General features: G+C 70.7%; 25 protein-coding genes. 9 read left to right on the forward strand and 16 right to left on the reverse strand.

The window, feature by feature from the left end; genetic code table 11:
* Positions 1-10: 10 nt before the first annotated feature.
* A complete protein-coding gene (locus tag Q9R13_RS02810) occupies positions 11-391 on the forward strand; it encodes a DUF4267 domain-containing protein (protein ID WP_310963536.1) in 381 nt (126 codons plus the stop codon).
* 22 nt (positions 392-413) lie between these two features.
* Positions 414-1,142: a maleylpyruvate isomerase family mycothiol-dependent enzyme gene (locus tag Q9R13_RS02815; RefSeq protein WP_310963537.1), complete on the forward strand. Its 729-nt coding sequence runs from the start codon at positions 414-416 to the stop codon at positions 1,140-1,142.
* A gap of 19 nt (positions 1,143-1,161) precedes the next feature.
* On the opposite strand, the gene Q9R13_RS02820 is transcribed toward Q9R13_RS02815, so the two are convergent.
* Genes Q9R13_RS02820 through Q9R13_RS02835 form a run of 4 tightly spaced genes read right to left on the reverse strand, consistent with a single transcriptional unit; the run spans position 1,162 to position 4,309 of the window.
* On the reverse strand, positions 1,162-1,905 hold the full coding sequence (locus Q9R13_RS02820; RefSeq protein ID WP_310963538.1) for a sulfite exporter TauE/SafE family protein: 744 nt from the start codon (positions 1,903-1,905) through the stop codon (positions 1,162-1,164).
* Positions 1,902-3,020 (reverse strand): SPFH domain-containing protein, encoded by a 1,119-nt coding sequence (locus tag Q9R13_RS02825; RefSeq protein WP_310963539.1) that lies wholly within the window; start codon positions 3,018-3,020, stop codon positions 1,902-1,904. The genes Q9R13_RS02820 and Q9R13_RS02825 overlap by 4 nt, the downstream gene beginning before the upstream one ends.
* Positions 3,021-3,029: 9 nt before the next feature.
* Positions 3,030-3,491, reverse strand: coding sequence for an NfeD family protein (locus tag Q9R13_RS02830; protein ID WP_310963540.1), 462 nt, complete (start codon positions 3,489-3,491; stop codon positions 3,030-3,032).
* Between the two features lie 17 nt (positions 3,492-3,508).
* Entirely contained in the window at positions 3,509-4,309 is an 801-nt protein-coding gene (locus Q9R13_RS02835; protein ID WP_310963541.1) for an ABC transporter ATP-binding protein, read from the reverse strand.
* A 69-nt stretch (positions 4,310-4,378) separates the two neighbouring features.
* Between Q9R13_RS02835 and Q9R13_RS02840 the strand changes: the two genes are divergently transcribed.
* Entirely contained in the window at positions 4,379-5,086 is a 708-nt protein-coding gene (locus tag Q9R13_RS02840) for a hypothetical protein (protein ID WP_310963542.1), read from the forward strand.
* An 81-nt stretch (positions 5,087-5,167) separates the two neighbouring features.
* Entirely contained in the window at positions 5,168-6,391 is a 1,224-nt protein-coding gene (gene serB, locus Q9R13_RS02845) for a phosphoserine phosphatase SerB (RefSeq protein ID WP_310963544.1), read from the forward strand.
* A 31-nt stretch (positions 6,392-6,422) separates the two neighbouring features.
* On the opposite strand, the gene Q9R13_RS02850 is transcribed toward serB, so the two are convergent.
* On the reverse strand, positions 6,423-6,929 hold the full coding sequence (locus Q9R13_RS02850) for a SixA phosphatase family protein (RefSeq protein ID WP_310963545.1): 507 nt from the start codon (positions 6,927-6,929) through the stop codon (positions 6,423-6,425).
* Positions 6,930-6,989: 60 nt separating this feature from the next.
* Here Q9R13_RS02850 and Q9R13_RS02855 point away from each other — a divergent pair, with 60 nt between their 5' ends.
* Entirely contained in the window at positions 6,990-7,976 is a 987-nt protein-coding gene (locus Q9R13_RS02855; protein ID WP_310963547.1) for a cyanophycinase, read from the forward strand.
* A gap of 1 nt (position 7,977) precedes the next feature.
* Positions 7,978-10,755 carry a cyanophycin synthetase gene (gene cphA / locus Q9R13_RS02860; RefSeq protein WP_310963548.1) on the forward strand — a complete coding sequence of 926 codons (2,778 nt, stop codon included), beginning with the start codon at positions 7,978-7,980 and terminating at the stop codon, positions 10,753-10,755.
* Here the strand turns inward: cphA and Q9R13_RS02865 are convergent, their stop codons facing one another.
* From Q9R13_RS02865 to Q9R13_RS02890, 6 genes are all read right to left on the reverse strand, one after another.
* A complete protein-coding gene (locus Q9R13_RS02865) occupies positions 10,756-11,583 on the reverse strand; it encodes an NYN domain-containing protein (protein ID WP_310963551.1) in 828 nt (275 codons plus the stop codon).
* The gene (locus Q9R13_RS02870; protein ID WP_310963552.1) at positions 11,580-12,995 is read right to left on the reverse strand and encodes an MFS transporter; all 1,416 of its coding nucleotides are present in this window, start codon (positions 12,993-12,995) and stop codon (positions 11,580-11,582) included. The genes Q9R13_RS02865 and Q9R13_RS02870 overlap by 4 nt, the downstream gene beginning before the upstream one ends.
* Before the next feature lie 9 nt (positions 12,996-13,004).
* The gene (locus tag Q9R13_RS02875; RefSeq protein ID WP_310963553.1) at positions 13,005-14,660 is read right to left on the reverse strand and encodes a Mur ligase family protein; all 1,656 of its coding nucleotides are present in this window, start codon (positions 14,658-14,660) and stop codon (positions 13,005-13,007) included.
* Positions 14,661-14,779: 119 nt separating this feature from the next.
* Positions 14,780-15,550, reverse strand: a complete 771-nt coding sequence (fabI, locus tag Q9R13_RS02880) for an enoyl-ACP reductase FabI (RefSeq protein WP_310963554.1) — start codon at positions 15,548-15,550, stop codon at positions 14,780-14,782.
* Position 15,551: 1 nt separating this feature from the next.
* Positions 15,552-16,265, reverse strand: coding sequence for a beta-ketoacyl-ACP reductase (locus Q9R13_RS02885; RefSeq protein WP_310963555.1), 714 nt, complete (start codon positions 16,263-16,265; stop codon positions 15,552-15,554).
* 231 nt (positions 16,266-16,496) lie between these two features.
* Positions 16,497-16,724: a dodecin gene (locus Q9R13_RS02890; RefSeq protein WP_310963556.1), complete on the reverse strand. Its 228-nt coding sequence runs from the start codon at positions 16,722-16,724 to the stop codon at positions 16,497-16,499.
* Between the two features lie 67 nt (positions 16,725-16,791).
* Here Q9R13_RS02890 and Q9R13_RS02895 point away from each other — a divergent pair, with 67 nt between their 5' ends.
* Both Q9R13_RS02895 and Q9R13_RS02900 read left to right on the forward strand, forming a co-directional pair.
* Positions 16,792-17,076 (forward strand): DUF3099 domain-containing protein, encoded by a 285-nt coding sequence (locus Q9R13_RS02895; protein WP_310963557.1) that lies wholly within the window; start codon positions 16,792-16,794, stop codon positions 17,074-17,076.
* An 8-nt stretch (positions 17,077-17,084) separates the two neighbouring features.
* Positions 17,085-17,294 carry an acetone carboxylase gene (locus tag Q9R13_RS02900; protein WP_310965022.1) on the forward strand — a complete coding sequence of 70 codons (210 nt, stop codon included), beginning with the start codon at positions 17,085-17,087 and terminating at the stop codon, positions 17,292-17,294.
* Here the strand turns inward: Q9R13_RS02900 and moaA are convergent.
* Positions 17,277-18,278, reverse strand: a complete 1,002-nt coding sequence (gene moaA / locus Q9R13_RS02905; protein WP_310963558.1) for a GTP 3',8-cyclase MoaA — start codon at positions 18,276-18,278, stop codon at positions 17,277-17,279. The genes Q9R13_RS02900 and moaA overlap by 18 nt on opposite strands.
* Positions 18,279-18,313: 35 nt before the next feature.
* On the opposite strand from moaA, the gene Q9R13_RS02910 reads away from it, so the two are divergent.
* Positions 18,314-19,111 (forward strand): SURF1 family cytochrome oxidase biogenesis protein, encoded by a 798-nt coding sequence (locus Q9R13_RS02910; protein WP_310963559.1) that lies wholly within the window; start codon positions 18,314-18,316, stop codon positions 19,109-19,111.
* Here Q9R13_RS02910 and Q9R13_RS02915 read toward each other — a convergent pair.
* The 4 genes from Q9R13_RS02915 to Q9R13_RS02930 are packed head-to-tail and all read right to left on the reverse strand — an operon-like array spanning position 19,055 to position 24,170.
* Complete coding sequence (locus tag Q9R13_RS02915; protein WP_310963560.1) at positions 19,055-19,810, reverse strand: SDR family oxidoreductase; 756 nt, start codon at positions 19,808-19,810, stop codon at positions 19,055-19,057. The two genes, Q9R13_RS02910 and Q9R13_RS02915, sit on opposite strands and share 57 nt — an antisense overlap.
* Positions 19,811-19,819: 9 nt before the next feature.
* Positions 19,820-21,709, reverse strand: coding sequence for an ABC transporter ATP-binding protein (locus Q9R13_RS02920; RefSeq protein ID WP_310965023.1), 1,890 nt, complete (start codon positions 21,707-21,709; stop codon positions 19,820-19,822).
* Positions 21,710-21,732: 23 nt separating this feature from the next.
* Positions 21,733-22,524, reverse strand: coding sequence for an enoyl-CoA hydratase/isomerase family protein (locus tag Q9R13_RS02925; protein ID WP_310963561.1), 792 nt, complete (start codon positions 22,522-22,524; stop codon positions 21,733-21,735).
* Positions 22,525-22,571: 47 nt separating this feature from the next.
* Positions 22,572-24,170: an ABC-F family ATP-binding cassette domain-containing protein gene (locus Q9R13_RS02930; RefSeq protein WP_310963562.1), complete on the reverse strand. Its 1,599-nt coding sequence runs from the start codon at positions 24,168-24,170 to the stop codon at positions 22,572-22,574.
* Positions 24,171-24,180 lie beyond the last annotated feature (10 nt).

Genomic DNA, 24,180 nt, shown 5'->3' on the forward strand with positions numbered 1-24,180 from the left:
GGTTCGGGTCATGAACTCCGTCACCGGACTGTCCCTCGGCCGCATCGCCATCGGTGCGACGGCCCTCGCCTCTCCCGAGCTCGCGGCGAAGCTGTTCCGCCTCGACCTCCCGGGCAACCCGCAACTGCCGTACATGAGCCGGATGTTCGGCTCCCGCGAGGTCGCCCTCGGTCTGGCGACGGTCCTCGCGCGGGGGCGCTCCCGTCGAGCTCTCACCGCACTCGGGGTCGCCGTGGACGCCGCCGATGCCTACGCCGGTGTCGAGGCCGGGCGGTCCGGGAGCGTGACCACCTCGACGAGCGGGTTCCTCACCGCTCCGGCGGTGTTGGCGGTCGCGGCCGGCCTGGCCGGACTGCTCTCCCGCGGCGGTCGGTCCGTCGCGGCCGGCTGACCGCCGCCCCAGGATCGGACGAATGTCTCTGTCCACCTCCCAGTGCCTGACCGCCATCGAGCAGCACAGTCGTTGGCTCGCCCGGGTGGCCCGGCGCGACCTCGCCGCAGCTGTCGAGCACTGCCCGAGCTGGGACGTGGCCGATCTGGTCCGGCATGTCAGCGCGGTGCATCGCTTCTGGGGGGCGATCGCCGAGCACCGGTTGACCCGTCCGCCGGACTTCGCCGAGCCGCCTCCTGTCGACAGCGATCACCTGGTGCCCTCGTTCCTCACCGGTGTGGCCCACCTGGTCGACGTGCTGCGCTCGGCAGACCAGTCCGCCCATGTCTGGACCTGGTATCCGCCACGCCAGGACATCGGCTTCATCACCCGCCACCAGGTGCAGGAGGCGGCCGTGCACCACTGGGACGCCGCTCACGCGACGGGCGCCGCGTGGTCCATGGAGCCGGCCGCTGCTGCCGACGCCGTCGAGGAGTTCCTGACCTGCTCGCTGGCCGATGCCGACGACGCAGCCCGGATCGGCGCCACCCTCCCCGGCGCGTTCACCCTCGAAGCCCAGGACACCGGCAACTCCTGGACGGTGCGCCAGGCGGGACCAGGCGCGGCACTCCTCTGGGAGCCGGGCTCCGAGGCGCCGACGGTTCGGGCCGACGCGGCCGACCTGCTGCTGTGGATCTATCGACGGGTGGAACTGCCGGTGCGCGATGCCCGGCTGGTCGCTGCGTTCCGCGCGCTCTCCAGCACCGACTGACCAGGGTGGACACGGCCGCTCAGGCCACGAACGAGACGATCGCGACGACCCCCACCACCACGATCACGCCGCGCAGCACGACAGGTGGGAGCCGCCGCCCGACGGTGGCTCCGATCTGTCCCCCGACGACCGAGCCCACCGCGAGCAGCCCGACGGCGCGCCAGTCGACGTGCGCGACCGCGATGAACACGACCGCGGCGACGCCGTTCACGAGCGCCGCGAGCACGTTCTTCAGCGCGTTGTGGCGCTGCATGGTGTCCGCGACCCCGATGCCGAAGACGGCCATGAGCAGCACGCCCTGGGCGGCCCCGAAGTAGCCGCCGTACACGCCGGTCCCGAACACCGCCGGCCACACCCAGTGGTTGCGGCCCTCGTGCGCGTGCACGTGCCGGCCGATCCAGGGGCCCAGGACCACGAGAACCACGCCGAGCCCGATCAGAACGGGGACGATCTCCTTGAACGCCGAGGACGGCAGCACCAGCAACAGCACCGCGCCGAGGATCCCGCCCAGCGTGCTGGCCGGGATCAGCCATCGCATCCGCGACAGCTGCCCGCGCAGCTCGCGACGGTAGCCCCAGGCACCCGAGACGGAGCCGGGAACCAGACCGACGGTGTTCGACACGTTCGCGGCCACCGGGGGCAGGCCTACGGCGAGCAGCGTCGGGAACGTGACCAGGGTGCCGGACCCGACGACGGTGTTGATCGTGCCGGCTGCTGTGCCCGCCAGGAGGACAGCGACCGCCTCCCAGGCGGTGTCGATCATTCGGCGGCGTCGCTCCCGGCCGCCTCGTCCGGGGCATCGACGGCAGGCTCACGACGAGGCAGGTGCGGATCTGTCCCGGCCGACTCCTCGGCCGCGGCGATCGCCTCCTTGACCGCCTCGTTGGCGTTCGACAGCGTCGGGTCCTGCACGGTCAGGGGCTCCGTGGGGCCCATGTCCACCCGGACCCGCGGTCCACCGGTGTGCTGCGGGATCCCGGCGACCTCGTGCACCGCCGAGCCGAGACCCTCCAGTGCCTTGGTGATCTCGGAGGGCACCACCCACACCTTGTTGGCGTCCCCCTCGGCGATCTTCGGCATCATCTGGAGGTACTGGTAGGCGAGAAGGGCCTGGTCGGGCTGGCCGTCGTGGATCGCCTGGAAGACGGTCTGGATGGCCTGTCCCTCGCCCTGCGCGCGCAGGATCGCGGACTCCCGCTCCGCCTGGGCCCGGAGGATCAGCGCCTCACGGTCGCCCTCGGCGGTCAGGATCGCGGCCTGCTTGTTGCCCTCGGCGGTGAGGATCGAGGACTGCCGCTGGCCCTCCGCGGTGAGGATCGCTGCCCGCTTGTCACGGTCGGCGCGCATCTGCTTCTCCATCGAGTCCTTGATCGACGGCGGCGGGTCGATGCCCTTGAGCTCCACCCGGTTGACCCGGATGCCCCACTTCCCCGTGGCCTCGTCAAGGACGCCACGAAGCCGGTTGTTGATCTCGTCCCGGCTGGTCAGAGCCTGCTCGAGGTCCATCCCACCGACAATGTTGCGCAGCGTGGTCATGGTGAGCTGCTCCACTGCGGAGATGTAGTTGGCGATCTCGTAGGTCGCCGCCACCGAGTCGGTCACCTGGAAGTAGATCACCGTGTCGATCGACACCACCAGGTTGTCCTCGGTGATCACCGGCTGCGGCGGGAACGACACCACCTGCTCGCGCATGTCGATGACATAGCGCACCCGGTCGACGAAGGGCGTGACGATGTTGAGGCCCGGAGACAGCGTCGCGCGGTACTTGCCGAACCGTTCGACGATGCCGGCCCGTGCCTGGGGGATGATCCTGATCGTCTTCGCAAGCACGACGATCACCACCAGCGCGAGGACAGCGAAGACGATGCCTACAACCACGAGGACTCCCTAGTTACCGATGCTCTGCACACGGAGAACGTACGCCGTGGCTCCCTTGATCTGCACGACGTCGACGATCTCGCCCGCCGCGATCGTGTCGCCCTCGTCGTACGGCAGCGCGGTCCACTCCTCGCCGCCGATCTTGACCCGGCCGGGCGCGTGAGCGGTCAGCCCGCTCAGCACGGTGGCCCGGGTGCCGATCAGGGCGTCCGTGCCGGTGCGCAGGTTCGGGCCGCGGTGCAAGGACTTCACCACCCCGGGCCGAAGCACGGCCAGCAGCCCGACCGCGGTCGCCAGCGCGAGCAGCACCGCCACCGCCCCGGGGGCGTGCAGCGCGGCCGCCACCCCGCCCACCAGCGCCCCGCCGGCGAGCATGATGAAGATCAGGTCCAGGCTGACCAGTTCGAGGACGGCGAGCACACCGGCGGCGATCAGCCAGGTCTCCCACGCATGATCCCCGACCCAGCCCATGACGTGAGCCTACCCAGTCATGGGTGGTGCTTGCTGACCCGGCGTCGCGCGGCGTACCGCCCATCCTCGTGGGCCACCTGCAGGGGCATCCCGAAGGTCGCCGAGAGCAGCTCCGGGGTCATGACCTCGTCCAACGGACCCGCGGCAACGACGCCTGCCTGTCGGAGCATCAGCGCGTGCGTGAAGCCCGGCGGGATCTCCTCGACGTGATGGGAGACCAGCACCGTCGCCGGCGACATCTCATCGTTCGCGAGCACCGACAACGTGGACACCAGGTCCTCGCGCCCGCCCAGGTCGAGTCCGGCCGCCGGCTCGTCGAGGATGAGCAGCTCGGGGTCGGTCATCAGGGCACGGGCGATCTGCACACGTTTGCGCTCGCCCTCGCTGAGGGTGCCGAAGGTGCGGTCGGTCAGGTGCCCTGCGCCCACCTCCACGAGCAGCTCGCGGGCACGATCGTGGTCCAGCTCGTCATAGTGCTCGCGCCAGCGCCCCACGACGCCGTACGACGCCGAGACGACCACGTCGCCGACCCGCTCGTCGCGCGGGATCCGCTCGGCGACCGCGGCGCTGGTGTAGCCGATTCGGGGCCGGAGCTCGAAGACGTCGACCGCCCCGAGTTCCTCGCCGAGGATCGCGGCATGGCCCTCGCTGGGGTGCAGTTGCGCGGAGCAGACCTGCACCAAGGTCGTCTTGCCGGCCCCGTTCGCGCCGAGGACCACCCAGCGCTCGTCCTCCTCGACGACCCAGCTGACCCGGTCGAGCAGTGTGTTGGCGCCACGGCGGACGGTGACGTCCTCGAGCTCGAGCACTGCGATCATGCGCCCAACCTACCGGCCCGCCACCGGCCGCAGGTGCGACACAGCGGCGACTCGCCCTACCCTCGCGGGATGAGCCAGACGCTTCCTCGCGCACCGCTGCTCGCAGCATGGGCGGGCGCCTGGATCAGGGGCGAGGCCGCGCTCGACGACCTGTTGTCAGGCCTGGGCCCCGAGCACCAGGTGGTGGTCGCGATGCCCGGTACCGACGGTGCCGAGCCTCTCGGCCTCGCGCTCGGGGCGCTGCGCCGGGCCGGTGCCACCGGCTTCAGCGCAGCACTGCCGGTGCCCGGTGACCCGATCGGCCTCGGCGGACCGGTGCACTTCAACGCCGCTGCCGTCGACGCCGGTGAGGCGGTGCTCGTCGAGGCCGTCGGTCTGGGCCTGGTCCCTGTCCAGGTGGGCTCCGCCGTGGAGTGGCGCTGCTCCCCTGCTGCGGCCGCTCCGTGGGTTGACCTTGACGAGGCTGCACTGGTCCTGCGACAGACACTCCTCGACGTGACCGCCTGTCTGGTCGCCCTGGACGTGGCCACCTGGCAGCCGGAGATCCCCGATGCCCTCATGAACCTGAGACACCGGCCACCACCACCGCTGCCCAGGACGTACGACGGCCGGCGCATCGAGACTGTCGAACGCGCGCTGCTCTGCCTCGACATCGTCGACCTGGCCAGACGGGTCGAGCCCGGTGCGGTGACCGCCATGGAGGCAGACGCCCGCCGTGCCGCCCTGGTCGACCTGGACCGGGCGGCACGCCGGGCACTGGTCGCCGCCTGCCGATGACGCGTCCGGGCCGGCGCCCACCCGACCGGAAACCTGGTCGGCGACCACCTCGGGCCGTCGTCCCGATAGCCTCGCTCCGTCATGAGCCCCACCCACCAAGGCCCCAGCACGCTGCTGGTCACCCTCACCGGCAAGGACCGGCCGGGGGTGACGTCGCTCGCCTTCGACACCCTCGCGCGGTTCGGGGTCGATGTGCTCGACATCGAGCAGATCGTGCTGCGCCGCCGGCTCGTCCTGGGGCTCCTGGTCAGTGCACCGCGGGACTGGCAGCGGCTGCGTGATGCTCTCCAGGAGGTGGCCACCGCGCTCGACATGAGCCTGGAGGTGCAGCCCGGCTCGGGCGACAACCGCGCGCGTCCCCAGGGACGCAGCCACGTGACCGTGCTGGGCACCCCGCTGCCGTCGGCGGCGGTCGCCGCGATCACCGGCCGGATCGCCGACACCGGCGCCAACATCGACCGGATCGAGCGGATGGCCCGCTACCCGGTGACCGCGATCGACCTGCACGTCTCGGGCACCGACACCGACCGGCTGCGCCCACTCCTCGCTGCCGAGGCGGCGCGCCAGGGCGTCGACATCGCTGTCCAGCCCGCGAACCTGCTGCGGCGCGGGATGCGACTCATCGTGATGGACGTCGACTCCACCCTGATCCAGGGCGAGGTCATCGAGATGATCGCCGCGCACGCCGGCTGCGAGGCGGAGGTCGCCGCGGTCACCAGCGCAGCGATGAACGGCGAGCTCGACTTCGCTGAGAGCCTGCGCTCCCGGGTTGCACTGCTCGAGGGCGTTCCCGAGTCCGCCCTGGACCAGGTGTACGACGAATTGGTGCTGGCCCCGGGCGCGCGCACCACCGTGCGCACGCTGAAGCGGCTCGGCTACCGATTCGCCATCGTCTCCGGAGGGTTCACCCGGATCACGGACCGACTCGCTGCGGACCTCGGCATCCACTACGCCGCCGCCAACGAGCTCGAGGTCGTCGACGGGCGGCTCACCGGCCGGTTGGTGGGTGACATCGTCGACCGGGCCGGGAAGGCGGCGGCGCTGCGCCGCTTCGCCGAGCAGCTGGGCCTGCCACTCGCCGCCACCATCGCGATCGGCGACGGGGCGAACGACCTCGACATGCTCAACACGGCGGGCCTCGGAATCGCCTTCAATGCCAAGCCGATGGTCCAGAGGGCGGCGCCCACAGCGGTCAACGTCCCCTACCTGGACGCGATCATGTACCTGCTCGGCATCACCCGCGAGGAGATCGAGGCCGCCGATGCCGCGGCCGGGATCACGACGCCGGCACCGCCGCTCGACTGAGCCCGAACCGGCCGCCGAGCCGGCTCCCGGCTCAGGTGACCGCCGGCGTGCCGCCGTGGCCGATGTGGAAGGCAGCGATATGCGCCGTCCCCTCATCGAGGTCGGCCCACGCCACGGGCACGTCCAGCACGGTGAGCGCGGAGGTCGGATAGCCCTCGCTCATGTCGCGGAACGCGGCCGCATCGGGCTCACCGTCGTCCAGCATGTGTGCGAGATAGGCCGCCGTCGGGTTGTGGCCGACGAACACCACGCACCGCGCGTCGAGCGGCGCCGTGCGCAGCAGCTCGAGCGCCGTCTCGGGGCTCGCCGAGTACAGCCCGTCGTCGATCACCACCTCCGCCGTGCTGCGCAGCCCGTGCGCGAGGGACTCCCAGGTCCCCACCGTGCGGGCCGCCGACGACACGAACGCGTGGTCGGGCACCGTCCCGGTCGACGCCAGCCATAGCCCGGCCTCGACCGCGTCACGTCGTCCGCGCTCCGTCAGTACCCGCGCATGGTCGTCCTGCGCGAAGCCCTCCGCCTTGGCATGACGCATCACCACCAAACGCCTCTGCTCCGCCCTCACAGGGCAACTGTGACATCCCTTAGGTTGTCTGTCATGAGCAACCCAGGCGAGGCCGATCCCGAGGCTCCCCGACGGGGAGACCTGGTGGTGATCGGCGGCGCCGAGGACAAGCTCCACCGACGCACGGTGCTCCGCGAGTTCGTGTCCCGCAGTGGTGGGAGCGATGCCCGCATCGCGCTGATCCCGACCGCATCGTCGCTGGGCGACGAGGTCGTCGAGGTGTACGACGCGGTCTTCGCCAAGCTCGGCGTCGCGGAGGTGATCCCGGTTCGACCGGGCTCCCGGGATGACGCCTCGTCGCCGGCGTACGTCGACCTGCTCGAGCAGGCGACCGGCATCTTCATGACCGGCGGGAACCAGCTCAAGCTCTCCGCGGTGGTCTGCGGAACTCCCCTCGGAGAGGCGATCAAGGTGGCGCACCTGCGTGGGGTCACCGTCGGGGGCACGTCCGCGGGAGCCAGCATCCAGAGCAGCCACATGGTGGCCTTCGGTCCGGGCGGGGCGACCCCGAAGCAACGGATGACCCAGGTCGCAGCCGGCCTCGGCCTGCTCGAGGGCGTGGTGGTCGACCAGCACTTCGACCAGCGCAACCGCTACGGCCGGCTCCTGATGATCGTCAGCCAGAGCCCCCAGCTGCTCGGCATCGGGATCGACGAGGACACCGCCGCGGTGGTGACCCACTCCGCCGGCAGCCGCACGCTCACCGTCGCCGGGCGGGGCTCGGTGACCGTTCTCGACCCGGCGCGGATGGTCACCAATGCGTACGAGGCACCCGGACGCCGGCCGATCCTGGCCTCCGGCGTCGTTCTGCACGCGCTGCCGTCCGGCAGCAGCTTCGACCTCGACGCCCGCCTGCTGGTGACCGACGGCGCCGATCGCGGCGCGGGCGCGGAGGAGGCCGCCGAGCACGTCGAGGCGAGAGGCGACCTGCGTCGCCTGGTCCGTGACGTGGCCGCCGCCGACACCTCGCCCTCGGCGCTCCGCCGCCGACTCGCCCGACGCAGCAAGGGAGCCTCCTGACATGGCCGACAAGCCCGAGCCCGACCTTGAGATCGTCGAGACCCGCGTCTACCGCGGCGCGAACATCTGGTCCTACGAGCAGGCGATCCACCTCGTCGTCGATCTCGGCAGCCTGGAGTCGTTCCCGACCAACACGATTCCCGGCTTCACCGACAACCTGCTGGCCGCATTGCCCGGCCTGCGCGAGCACTCCTGCTCCCGCGGCCGCCGGGGCGGCTTCGTCGAACGGCTCAACGAGGGCACCTGGCTCGGCCACGTCGCCGAACACGCCGCCCTGGCGCTCCAGCAGGAGGTCGGCCACGACATCCGGCGCGGCAAGACTCGGCAGGTCAAGGGCCATCCCGGTCGCTACCACGTGATCTATGGGTACGTCGACGAGCAGGTCGGTCTGACCGCTGGTCGCCTCGCCGTACGCCTCGTGAACCACCTGGTCCGTCCGGATCCCGAGTTCGACTTCGAGGACGAGCGCGAGCGATTCATCCTGCGAGCCGAGCGCACCGCCTTCGGGCCGTCGACCCAGGCGATCCTCGACGAGGCGGTGTCCCGGGACATCCCATGGCTGCGGCTCAACCAGTACTCCTTGGTCCAGCTGGGCCAGGGCGTGCACGCCAAGCGGATCCGCGCCACGATGACCTCCGAGACGAGCTCGATCGCGGTCGACATCGCCAGCGACAAGGACCTCACCACCAGGCTGCTGGGTGCCGCCGGGCTCCCCGTGCCGCGCCAGGAGACGGTGCGCAGCGCCGACCAGGCGGTCCGGATGGCCGAGCGGATCGGCTACCCGGTCGTGGTCAAGCCGCTCGACGGGAACCACGGTCGCGGAGTCTGCCTGGACCTCGTCGACGCGGACGGGGTGCGCAACGCGTTCCCGATCGCCCAGGAGCAGTCCCGGCGGGGCTCGGTGGTGGTGGAGTCGTTCATCACCGGCAAGGACTACCGCTGTCTGATCATCGACGGCCGGATGGTCGCGATCGCCGAGCGGGTGCCGGCCTCGGTGACCGGTGACGGGACCAGCACCGTGCAGCAGCTGGTCGACCTGACCAACGCCGACCCGCGGCGCGGCGTCGGGCACGAGAAGGTGCTCACCCGGATCAAGGTCGACGATGCGGCCCTGGACGTGCTCGCCGGCCAGAAGCACACCCTGGAGTCAGTGCCCGCCGAGGGCGAGGTCGTCAAGCTCGCCCTCACCGGGAACATGTCCACCGGAGGCATCTCGATCGACCGCACCTTCGAGGCGCACCCCGAGAACGTGGAGGTCGCCGAGGAGGCGGCACGGATGATCGGGCTGGACATCGCCGGCATCGACTTCATCTGCCCCGACATCACCCAACCCGTCCGGGAGACCGGCGGTGCGATCTGCGAGGTCAACGCGGCCCCGGGATTCCGGATGCACACCCATCCCACGATCGGCGAGCCGCAGTTCATCGCCAAGCCCGTGGTCGACATGCTCTTCCCGCCCGGCACCCCGGCGCGGATCCCGATCGTCGCCGTCACCGGCACCAACGGGAAGACCACCACCGCACGGATGATCAGCCACATCTTCAAGGGGATGGGGCGCAAGGTCGGCATGACCTCGACCGACGGCGTGGTCATCGATGAGCGGCTGGTGATCCGTGCCGATGCGTCCGGACCGCGCAGCGCCCGGATGGTGCTGCAGAACCCTCGCGTCGACTTCGCCGTCTTCGAGGTCGCCCGCGGCGGGATCCTCCGCGAGGGCCTGGGCTACGAGCGGAACGACGTCGCGGTGGTGCTCAACGTGCAGCCCGACCACCTCGGCCTGCGTGGAATCGACACCGTCGAGCAGCTGGCCGACGTCAAGGCGGTCCTCGTCGAAGCGGTGCCACGCGACGGACACGCCGTGCTCAATGCGGACGACCCACTCGTCCGTGAGATGCGCCGGCGCTGCTCGGGGCAGGTCGTGTGGTTCTCCATGGCCCAGCGCGACACACCGGAGGGCGCCGAGGTCCGGGACCTGATCGACGCGCACTGCCGTCGCGGTGGGAAGGCGCTCGTCCTGGAGTCGACCGAGCGTGGCGAGATGATCGTCGTCCGGCACGGCCGCCGTGACATGCAGCTCGCCTGGACGCACCTGCTGCCCGCCACCTTCGGCGGCCGGGCCCGGATGAACGTGCAGAACTCGCTCGCCGCGGCAGCGGCCGCCTTCGCCTCGGGTGCCCCGCTGCACGACATCCGACAGGGGCTGCGCACGTTCTCCACGAGCTACTACCTCTCCCCCGGCCGGCTCAACGAGGTCGAGGTGAACGGCGTCAACGTGATCGTCGACTACTGCCACAACGCGCCCGGGATGCGCATGCTCGGCGATTTCGTCGACCGTGTGGGTGAGAGCCTCGACTCTGCCAGCGATCTGGGCAAGCCCTCCCGGATCGGCGTGATCGCCACGGCAGGCGACCGTCGTGACGAGGACATGCGTGAGCTGGGGGAGGTTGCCGCCCAGCACTTCGACGTCGTGGTCGTCCGCGAGGACGTCGCGCTGCGTGGCCGCGAGCGCGGCGACACAGCGGCACTTGTCGCCGAGGGCGTGCGGCTCAGGATGGACGCCGGTGGCCGGTGCAAGCAGGTCGAGGTGATCCTCGAGGAGATCGAGGCGGTGCGGCACGCCATGGCGCGCGCCAACCGAGGTGACCTCGTCGTCGTCTGCGTCGACAAGCACGCGGCAGTGATGGCGGAGCTGGAGAACTGGTCGCGGCAGGCCCACGCCGGCTCGGCGGCGTACGACGAGGCACCGGTGGGCGACCCCGACTACACACCGCGGGACTGATCAGTCCGTACGTGCGCTCGCCTTTTTGGCGGTCCTTGCACCGGCTGCCTTGGTGCCTGGCGCCTTGCTTGCCCTGCCCGCGCCGCGGCCGGTCTCTCCGGTCGCCTTGCGCCGTGCCTTGGGCCGCGCCCACAGCTGGCCGCGTCCGGGGGCGTCGCCCGACCACTTGACCTCGACGTAGCCCAGTGAGCTGACCAGGTCGCTGAGCTTGCCGAACCCGAAGCTGCGCGAGTCGAACGAGGGCTGGCTCTTGATCAGGTAGCTGCCGATCTCGCCGAGAGGCGACCAGCCGTCGTCGCGGGCGGTCTGGTTGAGCGCCTTGGTGACCAGGCTCTCCAAGGCACCGTCGGCCGCGGGAGTCGGGTCCACCGCAGCCTCGTGAGTGAGGTTCTCGAGGTAGGTGAACTGGTCGCAGGCCTCGACGAACGGCTTCGGGGTCTTGCGCTGGCCGACCCCGTAGACCTTCATCCCCGACTCCTTGAGCCGGGTCGCCAGCCGCGTGAAGTCGCTGTCGCTCGAGACGATCACGAAGCCCTCGACGTTGCCCGAGTAGAGCAGGTCCATCGCGTCGATGATCAGCGCGGAGTCCGTCGCGTTCTTTCCGGTGGTGTAGGCGAACTGCTGGATCGGCGAGATCGCGTGCGCGAGCAGGTGGTCCTTCCACCCGGCCAGCTGCTGGGTCGTCCAGTCGCCGTAGGCGCGCCGTACCGTCAGCGCGCCGTAGCGGGCGAGCTCCTCGAGCATCTCGCGGACCTGCTTGGGTGAGGTGTTGTCCGCGTCGATCAGCATGGCCAACCGGCTCTGGTCACCGGAGGTGGTGGTCGTCATGAGTCTCCCGTCATCGTGGTCAGAGTCTGCCGCACACCGTGCTCACGGAGCCCGAACCATGACACCACACCGCCGATGAGCAACAGCAGGGCGCACACCACCTGGCCGCGCTGGTACCCCGCGGTGAGGCTCCCGGGGCGGTGGTAGTCGGCGCCGGCCAGCCCGACGAGCGCCGGGATCGCGGCGACGGCGATCAGCGAACCGGTCCGCGCCACCGCGTTGTTGATCCCGCTGGCCAGGCCGGCCTGGCGGTCCGGCGCGGCAGCCAGCACCGCAGCGGTGAGCGGGGCGACCAGCATGCTCAGCCCGAACGCGAAGATGCTGATCCCCGGGAAGACTCGGCTCCAGTACGGCGCATCTGCGCCGACTCCTGCCAGCAGGAGATAGCCGACCGCGCACACCACCGGGCCCACGCTCATCCAGATCCGCGGCCCGGTGTGCTGGGAGATCACCGCGAAGCGCGAGGAGAGCAGCAACATGGCGAGCACGATCGGCAGAGAGGCGACCCCCGCCTCCACCGGCCCGTAGCCCGATGTCACCTGCAGCTGCAGCGCGAGCAGGAACTGACCGGCTCCGAGGGCGCCGTACACCAGGAACGTCATCCCGTTCGCCGCGGAGAAGACCCGTGAGGCGAACAGGCCGAGGTCCACCATCGAGCCGGGTCGCCGCTCCAACCGCACGAAGGCGTACGCCGAGGCCGCAGCGACCGCCAGCACCACGGCGCTCACGCTGCCCGGCAGGGTCCGCCATGACGTCGATGCGTAGGTGGCGGCGCCGAGCAGCGCGACACCGGCCGCCGCACCGGCGATGTCGAACCGACCGGCGCGGGACTCGTCGCGGGACTCCGGGACGAACCGCGCCAGCCAGAGCACGAGGGCGCAGATGGGGAGGTTCAACACGAAGATCCAGCGCCAGCCGCCGTGGTCGATGAGGTAGCCGCCGACCACGGGGCCGAGTGCCGCAGCGATCCCGGAGACCCCCGCCCACCGTCCGATCGCCCACGCGCGGTCCTCGGGCCGGAAGCTGGACTGCAGGATGGCCAGCGAGCCCGGCGTCAGGAGCGCCGCGAAGACGCCCTGGAAGACGCGCAGCACGATCAGCTGGGTCGGCGTCTGGGCGAGCGCGCACAGCCCGCTGAGCACCCCGAACCCGGCCACCCCCAGGGTGTAGACACGCCGCCGGCCGATCCGGTCACCCAACGAGCCGCCGACGAGGATCAGCGCCGCGAGGCTGAGCAGGTAGCCGGTCACTACCCACTGCACCTGAGCCAGGGAGGCGTGCAGGTCGACGCCGATCCACTTCACCGCGACATTGACCACCGTGCCGTCGAGCAGGGCGACCCCCGAGCCCAGCGTCACCGTGGCAAGGGTGAGCCGTCCGCGCGGGGACGAGCGAGCGAGCAGTTCCGGCACGGGCCAACGCTAGGGCACATCATTGCGGGGCACATCGATCTGGGGCATCGCCGACCGGGGCACGTCCGTGCCGCCGGTCGCGGCTCGCACCTTCTCGCGCAGGACCTCCGGCGCGTCGGCGGTCCCGCCCTGGTCGATGATCCACTGGTGCACCTGCTCGCGCTCGGCGTGGCACATCAGCCCGATCACGTCGCCGGGGCGGGACCGCCGTACCAGCTCCTGCAGGGCGGCGAGCTCGGTCGGGTACGCCGGCACCTCCCCGACCCCCACCCGTGCAGCACCGGCCCGGAACAGGGCGTCGAGCTCCTCCGTGGTCCGGCCGCGGAGATAGTGCTCCTTGTGCCCGATCACGACCTCGTCGGAGTCGCGCGCCCCGATCTCGCCCAGCATCTCGACGAGCTCGTCGGTGCGGTCGCCGACGGCACCGAGTCCGAGCAGCAGCCTCCCGCCCGCCGTACGCAGGCCGCGCAGGATCTCGACGAGCGCGGCCAGCCCGGCCTCGTTGTGCGCGAGGTCCATGACGACAGTGCGTCCGTCGAGGCTGAACACGTTCATCCGCCCGGGGTTGTGCTCGGCATCGGGTCGGAACGACCGCAGCCCGGCCACCACGTGCTCGGACCCGATCCCGGCCGCCAGCGCGGCAGACGTCGCCGCCAGCGCGTTCTCGACGTTGAAGTGCGAGAGGCCCGCGAGCGTCATCGGCACGTCGGCGAGCTCCAGCAGTGGCTCGACCCCCGGGTCCCGGACCACGATCCAGCCGTCCACCACGGTGGTGGCCCGTCCGCCGGCGTTCAGCACCTCGCGGACGGCGGGCGAGTCCGGGTCGCGGGTGAACAGCCATGGACGCGCCTTGGTGACCGCGCGCATCGCGAGCACGCGGGGGTCGTCGGCGTTGAGTACCGCCCAGCCGGCCCTCCGGGTGATCCGAGGCACCACCGACTTGACCTCGGCCAACTGATCCACCGTGTCGATGCCCTGCAGCCCGAGGTGGTCTGCGGTGACGTTGGTGACCACCGAGACGTCGTTCCACAGCACCCCGATGCCCTTGAGGAGGATCCCACCGCGGGCGGTCTCGGTGACCGCGAAGTCCACCTCCGGGTGGGCGAGCACCCGGCCCGCCCCGGACGGTCCCGAGTAGTCGCCGGGCTCGACCAGGACGCCGTCGACGTACACGCCGTCGGTGTTGGACCACCCGACCAGGTGGCCCTCGGTCCGAGCGATGTGGGCGATCATCCGGCTGGTGGTCGTCTTGCCGTTCGTGCCGGTGACCGCGACCACGGGGACCCGCGGCCGGATCGTCGTCGGAGCAGGACCGGGCAGCGTGCGGGTGACCTCGGCGGCTGCCGCCTCCACGCTGCTGCCGTCCAGGACCGCGGCCACCGCCTCACCCAGGGCCCGTGCCCGGTCGCGGTGTCGCCACGGGTAGGCCACCACGAAGACGTGCGGGTCCCGCGTCGGCCGTACCCGTACGGCGAGCCGGTGGGTGCCTGCCCGGTTGGCGAGCTCACGGACCGTTCCGGCCAGCCGCCGCATCAGCGTCGGCGCCGCGAACGGGTCGACGTCAGCGCCCGCCCACTCGGTGACGTCGACGGTCACCTTGATCGCGGCGCGCGGGAAGTAGAGGTTGGGGCCCTCCAGCACGCGGAGCTCCACCAGCGACGTCACCGGGTCACGCTATTACGTGCGGGCTCCTGCGGGCATGCGGACATCACCGCCCCGACGTGGGCATCGGCCCCACAGACCCGGCGTACGCGACATCGCGCACGGTCGTCGCGGGTCGGTCCTCAGGCGCCCATCGCGTGGTAGCCGCCGTCGACGTGCACGATCTCGCCGGTCGTGGCCGGGAAGAAGTCGGACAACAGCGCGACGACGGCCCTGGCGGTCGGGGTCTGGTCGGCGTTGTCCCAGCCGAGCGGCGCCCGACCCGCCCAGCCCTCGTCGAGGTCCTCGAAGCCGGGGATCGCCTTGGCGGCCAGCGTCTTGAGCGGTCCGGCGCTGACGAGGTTGGCCCGGATCCCCTGCGGCCCGAGGTCGCGCGCGAGGTAGCGCGAGCACGACTCGAGCCCGGCCTTGGCCACGCCCATCCAGTCGTACGCCGGCCAGGCCACCGTGGCGTCGAAGGTCATCCCGACCACGGCGCCGCCGGCGCTCATCATCGGCAGGCAGGCGCGGGTCAGTGACATCAGGGAGTACGCCGAGACCTGCACCGCCTGGGCCACGTCGGGCCAGGGACCCTCGAGGAACTTGCCCCCCAGCAGCGTCTCGGGGTTGCCGAAGGCGATGGAGTGCACGACCCCGTCGAGGTGGTCGAAGTGCTCGCCGAGAAGCGCGGGAAGCCGCTCGAGGTGCTCCTCGTCGGTGACGTCGAGCTCGAGCACCGGAGGCTCGGTGGGCAGCCGCTTCGCGATCCGCCGGGTGATGCCCATCGCCCGCCCGAAGTTGGAGATCACCACGTTCGCGCCCTGCTCCTGGGCGACCCTGGCGACCGCGAATCCGATCGAGCTGTCCATGGTGACACCGGCCACCAGGATGTTCTTGCCGTCGAGGATGCCCATGTCAGTGCCCCATTCCCAGTCCGCCGTCCACCGGGATGACCGCTCCGGTGACGTAGCCCGCCTGTTCCGACGCCAGCCAGGTGATCGCGCCGGCGATCTCGTCCGTCGTCGCGAACCGCTGCAGTGGAATCTGCGCGCGGTACGCCGTCTTCTGCTCCTCGGGGAGTGCGTCCGTCATCGCGGTCTCGACGTAACCGGGAGCGACCACGTTCGCCGTGATGCCACGGCTGCCGAGCTCGCGGGCGATCGAGCGCGCCATCCCGACCAGGCCCGCCTTCGAGGCCGCGTAGTTCACCTGCCCCGGGGAGCCGAGTAGCCCGACGACGCTCGACACCAGCACGATCCGGCCACGACGCATCCGGAGCATGCCCTTCGCGGCTCGCTTCACCAGCCGGTAGGTGCCGGTGAGGTTGGTCTCGAGGACCACCGACCAGTCGTCCTCGGACATCCGGAGCAGCAGGGTGTCGCGGGTGATGCCTGCATTGGCCACCAGCACCTCGACGGGCCCCTGGTGCTCCTCGACGCTGTCGAACGCGGCGGTCACCGACGCGGGGTCGGTGAGCTCGCAGGCGACTGCGTACGCACCCTCGGGCGCGTCACCGCTGCGGCTCGTCACCGCGACCCTGTCGCCCTGAGCGAGGAACGCCTCTGCTGTCGCACGGCCGATGCCGCGGTTGCCGCCGGTCACCAGCACCGATCTGCCCGTCGTGTCCACGTGCCCCGACGCTAGTGATTACCGAGGGGTACGCGAAACGAGCGAGGCCGGACCGAGCTTGCTCGTGTCCGTGCCGAGCGAGCGAGCGTTGAGGCGCGCAGCGCCGATCACGCGAAACGAGCGAGGCCGGACCGAGCTTGCTCGTGTCCGTGCCGAGCGAGCGAGCGTTGAGGCGCGCAGCGCCGATCACGCGAAACGAGCGAGGCCGGCCCGAGCTTGCTCTTGTCGGGCTCAATCCGACAGCGACGCGTCGTCCTCGAGGCGGAACCCGATCTTCAGGCCGACCTGGAAGTGCTCGACGGTGCCGTCCTTGGCCTGCCCGCGGACCTGGGTCACCTCGAACCAGTCGATATGGCGGAGCGTCTCGGAGGCTCGCTGGACGCCGTTGCGGATGGCCGGTTCGATCCCGTCGGGTGAGGTTCCGACGATCTCGGTGACGCGGTAGGTGCGGTTCGACATCGGTGCTCCTCGTGGGGGTGGTGACGCCCTGACGGGAACCACCCTGCCACGACGTACTCTGGACAGCATGGCGCGGGATCGCAGGCATGAGGAGGTTGCCCGCATCACGACGGCCGCAGAGAGCCCCAAGGCCGACATCGACCATCGCGAGAAGCGCTACATCATCTCGATGACGATCCGCACCCTGTGCTTCATCGGCGCCGTCTTCGCCCGGCACATCCCGTGGCTGTGCGGCATCCTGATCGTGGCCTCGTTCCTGCTCCCGTACGTCGCCGTGGTGATGGCCAACAGGGCCAGCCCGATCCTGCCGGGCGACCCGTTCGAGGGCCCGGACCACAAGGAGATCGAGTGACCGAGCCGATGATCTGCTCGGCGCGCGGCTGCACTGCGCCCGCGTCCTTCGAGCTCCGCTGGAACAACCCGAAGCTGCACACCCCGGATCGGCGCAAGACATGGTTGGCCTGCCCTGAGCACCGCGACTCGCTCTCGGACTTCCTGCGGGCGCGCGGGTTCCTCAAGGAGATCGTGCCCGCGTCCGTCGATGAGGCGGACTCAGCCGCCGATCGCTGACATCGGGCGGGTCGGCTGCAGGAAGCTCTCGTCGTCGATGCCGTGGCCGGCGCGCTTGACCCACATGGCCTTCACCCACCGCTCGGCGATCTCGACGTCGTCCGCGCCGGAGCGCAGCGGCGCGCGCAGGTCGGACTCCTCGCGAGCAAACAGACAGTTGCGGATCTGGCCGTCCGCGGTCAGGCGCACCCGGTCGCAGTCGCCGCAGAACGGCCTGGTCACCGAGGCGATCACCCCGACGGTGGCCGGTCCGCCGTCGACGACGTACTCCTGGGCGGGCGCGCTCCCGCGTGGCGTGGGGCTGACCTCGAGGGAGTACGCCGAGGCGAGCGAGGCCAGGATCTCGTCCGCGGTCACCATGTCGTCGCGCCGCCACTCCCCCTGCGCGTCCAGCGGCATCTGCTCGATGATCCGGAGCTGGTAGCCGCGCTCGAGGCACCAGCCGAGCAGCTCGGGAGCCTGCTCGTCGTTGACGCCGCGCATCAGCACCGCATTGACCTTGACCGGGGTGAGCCCCGCCTGCTGCGCAGCGTCGAGCCCGTGGATGACGTCGTCGAGCCGGTCGCGCCGAGTGATCTCCGCGAACGTGTCGCGACGCACGGTGTCGAGGCTGACGTTGACCCGGTCGAGTCCGGCGTCGGCGAGCGCGTCGGCCACATGGGCCAGGCCCAGCCCGTTGGTGGTCAAGGAGACCTCCGGCGACGGCGAGAGCGCCTTGGTGCGGCGCACGATGTCCACGAGGCCCTTGCGGAGCAGCGGCTCACCGCCGGTGAACCGGACCTCGGTGACGCCCAGCTCCTCGACCGCGATCCGCACCAGGCGGACCACCTCGTCGTCGGTGAGAACCTCCTCGCGGGGCAGCCATTCGAGGCCCTCCGCAGGCATGCAGTAGTGGCATCGCAGGTTGCAGCGATCGGTCAACGACACGCGCAGGTCGGTGGCGATCCTTCCGAAGCGGTCTGCCAGTGGAGTGCTCACCCTCATGAGTCTAGGTTGTCGCGCCCGACTACTCTCGCGCCGTGAGGTTCCTGCTGTCCCGACGCTGGCTGATCTTCGCGATCCTGGTGGCGTTGGGGGCCTGGGGCGCCTGGCTCCTGGGCCAATGGCAGTTCCACCGGCTGGAGGAGCGCAGGCAGTCCAACCACCAGATCGCCAGCAACCTCAACGCGCCCCCGGTGCCCGTCGACATGCTGCTGAAGCCGGGTCGGGCTCCGTCGGCAGAGATCGAGTGGCGAAGGGTGACCGTGCACGGGACCTACGACGACGCCCACGCGGTCGTGCTCAAGTACCAGACCCGCAACGGAGCGGCGGGCGTCGACGTCGTCACGCCGCTGCGCACCGCGTCCGGCGCCGCCGTTCTCGTCGACCGTGGCTGGATGGGCACGGAGAACTCCGGCGCGACCCGTCCCAAGCTGCCCCCGTCGACGCCGGGGACCGTCACCGTCACCGGCTTCGTGCGGCAGAACGCCAGTGGCGGGGCCACCGACATCGGGGACATGTCCACGCGGGCGGTGAGCAGCGTCAGCATCGGCCACGTGGTCCCCTACCCGCTGTACGGCGGCTTCGTGGACCTGGCCCACCAGGCTCCCCGCCCTGCCAAGGCCCTCGCCGGGGCCGAGCTCCCCGACGACACGAGCGACGGTCCGCACTTCTTCTACGGGCTGCAATGGTGGTTCTTCGGTGCGCTGGCGATCTTCGGCTTCTTCTTCTTGATGTACGACGAGTGGCAGCAGATCAGGAACGGGACCTGGCAGAAGCCGTCAGAGCGCCCGAAGCATCCCACCGTCGACGGGCAGCATCGCCCCAGTGACGAATGAGGCCCGGGGGCTGAGCAGGAACGCCGCAGCGGCGGCGAACTCTGCTGGCTCGCCGTAGCGTCGCAGCGGGATCCCCTCGATCGCCCGACGTCGCGCCGCCTCGGCGTCGCCCGTGCTCTCGTCGAGCTCGGCCACCCGCTCGGTGCCCACTCGGCCCGGCAGCAGCCCGTTGACGCGGATCCCGCGGGGGCCGAGCTCGTCAGCCAGCGTCTTGGCCGCCATCGCGAGACCGGGACGCAGACCGTTGGAGACCGCCAGGTCCGGGAGCGGTGCCCGCACGGACGAGGAGAGCACGAAGGCGAGGGAGCCCGGGCCGTCCACCGCCGAGGCCACCGCACGCGCGATGCGCAACGCACCGACGAAGACCGACTCGAACGCTCCGCGCCAGGTCTCGTCGCTGGTGTTCATGATGGTGCCCGTCGGCGGGCCCCCGACGGACACCAGTGCGCCGTCGAGACGGCCGAACGAGTCGTGGGCCACAGCGACCAGGAGATCCTCCGAGCCCGGAACCGCGTTGTCGGCGACCACACCCACAGCACGGTCCCCCAGGTCGTGCACGGCAGCGTCGAGCGACTCCTCGGAGCGACCCGAGATCACCACGCGCGCCCCTTCGGCCACGAGCAGGTCGGCGGTGGCACGCCCCAGCCCACGGGCGCCCCCCGTGACGACGAAGACCAGGTCCTCGAGCCCAAGATCCATGAGCCGAATCTAGACCGGTTCGGGTTGGCTGTCGTCGAGGAACTGGGTCCGATAGAGCTCGGCGTAGGTCCCTCCGGAGGCCAGCAGCTCGGCGTGGGTGCCGCGCTGCACCACCCGTCCCCCCTCGACGACCAGGATCAGATCGGCGTTCCGCACGGTGGAGAGCCGGTGAGCGATGACCAGTGAGGTCCGCCCCTCCAGAGCGCGGTCCAGGGCCTCTTGCACGGCGTGCTCGGACTCCGAGTCGAGGTGGGCGGTGGCCTCGTCCAGGACCACGACCGCGGGAGCCTTGAGCAGCAGTCTGGCGATGGCGAGCCGTTGGCGCTCCCCGCCCGATAACCGGTAGCCGCGGTCACCGACGACGGTGTCCAGGCCGTCGGGCATGGCGCGCACCACGCTGCTGATCTGGGCAGCGGCGAGCGCCTCCCAGATGTCCTCGTCCGAGGCAGCGGGCCGGGCATAGCGGAGGTTCTCCCGGATGGTGTCGTGGAACATGTGCGCGTCCTGGGTGACGTAGCCGACCACGTTCTCCAGGGACTGCAGTGTCACGTCGCGTACGTCGTGGCTGACCTCGGCACTCGTCCCCACCCGGACCGAGCCCGAGGTGACGTCGTACAGCCTGGCGACCAGGTGCGTGATGGTGGTCTTGCCGGCACCCGACGGCCCCACCAGGGCGACCATCTGACCGGGCTCGGCGGTGAAGGAGATGCCGCGCAGGACCGGTCCGTGGTCCCGGCTCTCGACGCGCGCGATCGTCTCCAGGCTGGCCAGGCTCACCTCCTCGGCCCGCGGGTAGGCGAAGGAGACGTCGTCGAACTCGACCCGGGCCGCGTCGACGGGCAAGGGCACCGCGTCCGGCCTCTCCTGCACGGTCGACGGCAGGTCGAGCACCTCGAAGACCCGGTCGAAGCTGACCAGCGCGGTCATCACGTCGACCCGCACGTTCGAAAGGCCCTGCAGCGGAGCGAGCAGCCGGAGTAGCAGCGTCGCGAGTGCGGTCAGGGTGCCGATGGTGAGCACGTGGTCGATGACCAGCCGCCCGCCGATGCCGTAGACGAGCGCCGTCGCGAGCGCGGGGATCAGCATCATCGAGGCCATGAAGACCCGGGTCACCAGGGCGATCCGGACCCCGAGGTCCCGTACGACGGCCGCCTTCTCGGCGTACCGGGTGTCCTCCTCCTCCCGACGTCCGAACAGCTTGAGCAGCAGCGCGCCGCCGACGTTGAACCGCTCGGTCATCATGTTGCCGAGATCGGCGTTGCCGTTCATCTGGTCACGGGTCAGGCCACTGATCCGGCGACCGACCCAGCGGGAGGCGACGAGCAGCAATGGGAAGAGCACCAGGCAGGCGAGGGTGACCTGCCAGCTCAGGGCGAACATCGTCACCCCGACGACCAGCACGCTGATCGCGTTGGAGACCGCGCTCGACAGCGTCGAGGTGAAGGCCCGCTGGGCGCCGATCACGTCGTTGTTCAGCCGGGACACCAGTGCACCGGTCTGGGTGCGGGTGAAGAAGGCCAGGGCCATCCGCTGGACGTGGCCGAAGACCTTGGTGCGCAGGTCGTAGATGAGGTTCTCGCCGATGCGCGAGGACAGGTAGCCGTTGACCACGCCGAGTCCGGCGTCGACCACGGAGGTCCCCGCCATCGCCAGTGCCAGCCAGACGACCAGTGACGGGTTCCCAGCGATGATGCCGTCGTCGAGGATGTGCTGGATCAGCAGCGGGTTGACGATCACGATCGCCGCATCGATGACGACGGCCACCAGGAAGACTCCGATCAGCCGACTATGCGGCCGGGCGAACTCGACGATGCGGCGCCGCGTCTCGCGGGTGACGCCCTGCTGGACCACGCTCCGGTCCGCCCGCATCGCCCGCATCATCGGGCCCATCCGCTGCATCTCGCTCACTGCGGACCCCCTTCCTAGGAACCTCTGAGCTCCACGAACCGCCTCAACTGCGCCTCACGCTCGAACCTGCGCTGCTCGTCCAGGCTCCGGTCCCCTGCGCCGAGCAGCAGCGCCTTGGTCTCACGGACCGCTCCGGCCGGTGTCGCCAGCAGCGCGGCGACGAGGTCGTCGACCGCGCCGTCGAGCTCGTCACGAGGTACGACGACCGTCGCCAGTCCCATCCCGCGTGCCTCTGCCGCGCCCACGAACCTGCCGGTGGCACAGATCTCCATCGCTCTGGAGTAGCCAACACTGTCGACCAGCAGCTTTGTTCCGCCCAAGTCCGGCACGATGCCGAGCGCAGGCTCCTTCATGCACAGTTGCGCGTCCTCGGCCACGACGCGCAGGTCGCAGTGCAGCGCGAGCTGGAACCCACCGCCGATGGCGTGTCCCTGCACGGCGGCGACGGACACGAACCGGGGGTCGCGCAGCCACGCAAAGCCACGCTGGAAGCCCGCGACCGTATCGAGGATGGTGTCGTCGCTCTCGGCCATCAGCGCCGGGATGCTCTGCTCGCCACGCAGCCCGACCCCCGACAGCAGGTCACGGTCGAGGCCGGAGGAGAAGGACTGTCCGGCGCCGCGCACCACCACCACACGGACCTCGGGTGGCAGCGCGTCGCCGATGTCGGCCAGGGCCGTCCACATCCGCGGGGTCTGGCTGTTCCGCCGGTCGGCCTTGTCCAGCACCACGGTGGCCAGCGGTCCGGCGACGTCGAGGTGCAGGCCGGCTGCGGCGAGCAGGGCTGGTGCGGGAAGGTCCGTCATGGCGGCATCCTCGCAGGTGGGTCCTCCGCGGCAGCGGGCCCAGCCGGTCAGGCCAGTGCGACCAGGTCGGCGTAGTCCGGTGACCAGAGGTCCTCGACGCCGTCGGGGAGGATCAGCACCCGGTCCGGCTCGAGGGCGTGCACCGCGCCCTCGTCGTGGGTGACCAGCACGATCGCCCCGGCGTAGGAGCGGATCGCGCCCAGCACCTCCTCGCGAGAGGCCGGATCCAGGTTGTTGGTCGGCTCGTCGAGCAGCAGCACATTGGCCGAGGACACCACCAGGATGGCCAGCGCGAGACGGGTCTTCTCCCCGCCAGACAGCACGCCGGCCGGCTTCTGGGCGTCGTCGCCGGAGAAGAGGAACGACCCCAGGACCGAGCGCGCCTCGGTGTCGGTGAGCTGCGGCGCCGACGCGTGCAGGTTCGCCAGCACGGTCCGGTCCGTGTCCAGGGTCTCGTGCTCCTGGGCGTAGTAGCCGACCTTGAGTCCATGGCCGGGCACCACCATCCCGGTGTCCGGCGCGTCGACCCCGGCCAGGATCCGCAGCAGCGTCGTCTTCCCGGCCCCGTTGAGCCCCAGGATCACGACGCGGGAGCCCTTGTCCACGGCCAGGTCGACGTCGGTGAAGACCTCCAGCGAGCCGTAGGACTTCGACAGGCCCTCGGCGGTGAGCGGAGTCCGCCCGCAGGGGGCCGGCGAGGGGAACTTGATCCGGGCGACCCTGTCGGCCCGACGCTCCCCCTCGAGCTCGCCGAGCATCTTCTCGGCCCGCTTGAGCATCGACTGCGCTGCCTTCGCCTTGGTGGCCTTGGCGCGCATCGTGTTGGCCTGGGCCAGCAACGCGTCGGCCGCCTTCTCCGTGTTGGCCCGCTCGCGCCGGCGCCGGTGCTCGTCGTTCTCCCGCTGCTGGAGGTAGTTCTTCCACGTCATGTTGTAAACGTCGATCTCGGAACGGTTGGCGTCCAGGTGCAGCACCTTGTTGACGCATGCCTCGAGCAGGTCCACGTCGTGGCTGATGACGACGAGGCCGCCCTTGAAGGTGCGCAGGAACTCGCGCAGCCACACGATCGAGTCGGCGTCGAGGTGGTTGGTGGGCTCGTCGAGGAGCAGGATCTCCGCGCCGGAGAAGATGATCCTTGCCAGCTCCACGCGACGTCGCTGACCGCCGGACAGCGTCCGCAGCGGCTGGCCGAGCAGCCGATCCTCGATCCCGAGCCCGGCAGCGATCTGGGCTGCCTCCGCCTCCGCCGCGTAGCCGCCGGCGGCGTGGAGGTCCGCGTCGGCCCGCTCGTATCGACGCATCGCGCGTTCGCGGACGGCAGGGTCGTCGCTGCCCATCTCCCCCTCGGCCGCGCGCAGCCGGCGTACGACGTCGTCGAGGCCGCGCGCCGACAGGATCCGGTCCCGTGCCAGGGTGTCGAGGTTGCCGGTCCGCGGGTCCTGCGGCAGGTAGCCGAGGGTGCCGTTGTTCGACACCGTCCCCGATGCGGGCAGCGTCTCGCCCGCCAGGATGCGGGTCAGGGTGGTCTTGCCCGCCCCGTTCCGGCCGACCAGGCCGACCTTGTCACCGGCGGCCACCCGGAAGGTGACGTCCTGCATGAGGAGACGTGCCCCGGCGCGTACCTCGAGGTGCTGGACGGAGATCACAAGGGCATTA

It is taken from the genome of Nocardioides marmorisolisilvae, assembly GCF_031656915.1.
In the GTDB taxonomy this organism is placed as follows: Bacteria; Actinomycetota; Actinomycetes; order Propionibacteriales; family Nocardioidaceae; genus Marmoricola; species Marmoricola terrisoli.